The organism is Hahella sp. HN01, from assembly GCF_018986435.1.
GTDB lineage: Bacteria > Pseudomonadota > Gammaproteobacteria > Pseudomonadales > Oleiphilaceae > Hahella.
This window is the reverse complement of record NZ_JAHMIN010000083.1, coordinates 1-4,176: the sequence shown is the minus strand read 5'-3', so window position 1 is coordinate 4,176 and position 4,176 is coordinate 1. Positions and strand designations below refer to the sequence as shown.

Genomic DNA, 4,176 nt, shown 5'->3' with positions numbered 1-4,176 from the left:
GTTTGAGTATATCGAAGTGGATTACAATCGAACCCGTCTTCACAGCGCAAATGGATATCTCAGCCCAGAGAGTTATGAAGTATCGAAAGTCGCTTAATGACGTGTCTAATCTTTGTGGGCAGGATCAGTAGAAACAGAGCGAATGGAGTCAGGRCAAAGAACGCTGGAGCGCCGCTTGTATATTTCGAGTCGAGAGGGGGATGCGAGATATTTCCTGGATGCGACGCGAAAGCACTGGCACATAGAGAACAAACTGCATTGGGTGCTGGATGTAGCGTTTAAAGAGGATGACTCRCGRCATCGCATGGGACACAGCGCGGAGAATTTAGCGGTGTTGAGACATATGGCGTTGAATTTATTGAAGAATGAGAAGACGGACAAAGGRGGTATAAAAACTAAGAGGCTACGAGCGGGCTGGGACCATGGTTACTTAAAAAAGGTTCTATCAGGTCTGGTTGTTTTGTAGTCACATAGTGCGATTTGCCTGTATGTTCTCCTGAGTTGCATTAAAAAGGAGGGCCAAGGTAGCCCTCATTGAAATGAGTTCAATTTAAAAAGGTATTTAGTCACTCACTTCTAGTTTAGAACATATGGATGGAAATGCGAGCGCCAGAAGAATTTTCTCGCTTTTTTCAGAGAGTTCTTATTATTTATATTTGGTTTTTTAAGTAATGAACCCTGGTTATAAGGGGTTATAGAAAAAGAGGGGGCAGCATACCCCCTTAATAGTGACGTTATTCGAAGAACTACAACCAGTTTAAAAATAGACTGAAAGTGTCCTAACCGCCAGTCAATAGCTACAATTATCATGTTGTCTTTATAAGAAAAGGAGGTCTGGATAATGTTTACGGCTTTTCTGAATGGTATTGCAGACTGGTTGGCGCTACCATCTTTTGAGGACTACACGGGAATATATAACAAAGGATTTGAAAGTATACCCTCAGGTTCTCTTGAAATCGGCTTTTGCACGGTTACGAAAGACGAATGTGATTGTGCAGGACTTCGACTAATTCCTTTTCCCACAGGACGATATTTACTCCCGGTGGTGTTAATTAAGGGCAAGGACAGCGTCCAAGCATGCAGGCTCCCTCTGGATTTTAAGCATTGGCCTGTATCTGTTCTAGGAGTTTGCGAGAAAAAGAAAAGCTCCGGTTGATGGAGGGGATATCGCAAAGGCTGAATTGCTAACAAAACTTATCTGGAACCTATGAAGCTCATCGCAAAATGATTGGGGCTATTATGAGGCTTCTTCAATCTATTTCTTTTCTTCAGTATCTAACTTGCAGTACTTAGCATTCATAAAAAAATACCATAGAGAGTAAGTGCCAGTATTGAGGCATCCATGCCTCCCCTTAGCTGGTGTAGTCGCACCCCAAGGGATGAAGTTATGTGATGTTTTGGAGCGTTCTTTTGTCAAAGTGGCTTATGGTACGCCTCCCTGTGTATAGTAAAAGAGCCTGCTTTGAGTATAGACGCATCATTTTGAATCGCCAAATGAAGCAAAACTTTCCACAAATCTGTATGCTGATGGCTTGTCTGTCTGACTGGTAAGAATGGCGTTTATGGCTATTATTAAATAACAGGCCATAGTTAAGCTGTATCAATAACTGGCTCTCTTATTCATGAAGAAAGGAGGGCTCTACATGTATAAATCTCATATTACAACAGCTGAAGGCTGGTTGGCTTTACCGGAATTCGCTGTCCCTGGTGCTGACTCCAGTGCAGGGTTTAATAGAGTTATCGTTGATGTTGAGAAAGTGTCTTTTTGTGTGGTGAGCAAAGAGGAGTGCGAATTAGCAGGATTGGATGCTGAGCCAATACCAGGGGGGAGGCGAGTGCTTCCAATTATTTCTACGAGGCAACAAGATAGGGTTAAAATTTACAGGTTGCCTCTAGACTTAACATCATGGGTCATAATGGTAATTTCTCTGATTAGCTTGGGTAGAAAGCTATTTCCATCTAGGGTGGAGTTTAAGGTGCATGAAGGCCAAAGAGTTGCCAAAATCGAAACCTTGACCAAGCTGGATGAACTTGAGGCTCATTGAGTAAAAGTAATCACGGCGCAATTACTTGTCCCCTGCCGGTTTTCAGGTGATTGTCTATACTAATTAGTTAGCGATTACCTGTAATTATCAATGGCGATCTGACGCCATCTATACTTGTGGATCGAAGGTCATGGGTAAACATGTTCGTGACTTCGTAACGAGCTTATTTCTCGCGCTCGTCGCGGTTTTTCCGACGCTAAGACAGCCTGCATCAGCACCGGCGACTATCCCCCTTGCACCATCGAAAAATCCACCTATGGCGGATATGTCAATTGTTAGGTGCGATAAGCATTCCAACTCAATTCGCTACAGCGAACGAATACCGGCTCTATTGCGGTGTAGCCTAGCGGAGTTGGAATATTCCTAAGCGTTTATTTGGATGACATGGGCAAGGGTAGGTTTTAGGGCATTGGGAGTATCGCTGCCTTTCGGTGGATTGCCACAGGCGCTTTCATCCCGCGTTTGAAAGATATGGAGATAGCTTCTATTCAGTTCGAGAGCAAGGGAAATCGAATTAGCAAGGTATTTAGTCGTAAATTGTGGAGAGGGCTTTTTATGAAACCCAATATTGTCGTAAGTCTCGCTTTTATGATCATTTTTCATTGCTTCGGCACGTATGCTTCCGCCGCGACGATCCTTGTCATTGAAAGTTACCACAAAGAATACCCATGGGATATGAGCTACATGGAAGGGCTTCAAGCGGCCCTGGGGAATAATCACACCATAAAACGATTTGAAATGGACACCAAGCGCCTCCCCAAAAACCGATATCAGGAGAAGGCCGACCAAGCCATGGAGGCATTCATGGCCATCAAACCCGATCTGGTCGTATTGGGTGACGATAACGCTTTAAGCTATTTAGGCGCTAAAATCGACAAAACGGGAACGCCAATCGTATTCCTTGGCATCAATAGTCATCCGAGAGACATAGGTATAGATAAATTACGTAACGCCACAGGTGTCTTGGAGAGGCCTTTATTCCATCGTTCAATTAGCGAGCTGCGACGTATAATGCGGGAGAAGTTGTCCAAAGTTCTGATATTGTTTGATTCTGGGAATACTTCTTCAACTGCGGTAAAAGAAGCATTTGGCGGAAAAATGAATGCCTCGATTGAGGGGGTTGGCGTTGACATTTTACAGGTTGTTACAGAGGCCGAATGGAAGAAGGCCATTAGCGAGTCGAAAGATGCGGGCTATGATGCAATTATTGTGGGGTTGTATCAGACATTGGTTGACGCGGACGGAAACAATGTTGACGCAGCGAGTATTCTTAACTGGACTTCAATAAACTCGCCAACGCCCTCTTTTGCTTTTTGGGATTTTTCTGTGGGGAAAAATAAGGCAATTGGTGGATTGGTGCTGTTTGGTCGCACACAGGGTGAAGATGCCGCAAAGCTTATTTCCACCATACTTAATGGTACGCCCCCACGTAATATAGTGCCAGTAATCGGGGAAAAGGGGCGTTACTTGTTTAGCAAGTCTGAATTGGCAAGATGGAAACTAACCTTACCTCCAGATATTGAGAAAAAGGCTGAATGGTTAGAATAAGCATGCGCGACAGCCATCAGCTAAGCACCTAATTACTTTTAGTTTTATTTTTTGTCCAAATTTTGACCGAACATTGGTGGCTGACCCTTCTGTATCTGCTTTCATTCGTTATCCTAAAGCAAAGGGGCAGTATCTCAGCATTCCGGCTACCACTAGATTTAGATCTTTGGCCTAAAGCATTACTGGGGGCAGGGATGTGAGAATACTGTTCCTTTATTTGGAATAATTGCAAGGTTTTTGTTTTATTGTTGCTGTTTTTGAAATAATCGTGTAGGATATTTCCTATATTCTGCACTACTGCGCCCTGACAACTCTCAGGGCGTTTTCATATAGAGACCCGGTATCCGAAAGGAGCCGGGTTTTTTGCTTTCTAGAGCCTCGCTTACGCGGGGCTTTTTCGTTTCTGGGTTATGCAAAACATGTGCTTCTACTTAGGCAAGCGCTCCAAGTCGCGCTTGGTTGGCCTGCATCCTGACCTTGTGAAAGTAGTGGAAAGGGCGATTCAGAAAACCCCGATAGACTTCACTGTGCTGGAAGGCCTGCGAACCATCGAGCGCCAAAAGGAACTGTATAAGGCTAAGGC

General features: G+C 44.1%; 4 protein-coding genes. All 4 read left to right on the top strand.

Features of this window, described 5'->3' with window-relative positions; genetic code table 11:
- Nucleotides 1-97 (top strand): IS3 family transposase (locus KP814_RS31945; protein ID WP_216740578.1); only part of this gene is annotated, 97 nt, incomplete at its 5' end.
- A gap of 15 nt (nucleotides 98-112) precedes the next feature.
- A complete protein-coding gene (locus KP814_RS31940) occupies nucleotides 113-466 on the top strand; it encodes an ISAs1 family transposase (protein ID WP_256446257.1) in 354 nt (117 codons plus the stop codon).
- 1,177 nt (nucleotides 467-1,643) lie between these two features.
- A complete protein-coding gene (locus KP814_RS31935) occupies nucleotides 1,644-2,045 on the top strand; it encodes a hypothetical protein (protein ID WP_216740576.1) in 402 nt (133 codons plus the stop codon).
- Nucleotides 2,046-2,600: 555 nt separating this feature from the next.
- On the top strand, nucleotides 2,601-3,593 hold the full coding sequence (locus tag KP814_RS31930; RefSeq protein ID WP_216740575.1) for an ABC transporter substrate-binding protein: 993 nt from the start codon (nucleotides 2,601-2,603) through the stop codon (nucleotides 3,591-3,593).
- The last annotated feature ends 583 nt before the right edge of the window (nucleotides 3,594-4,176 follow it).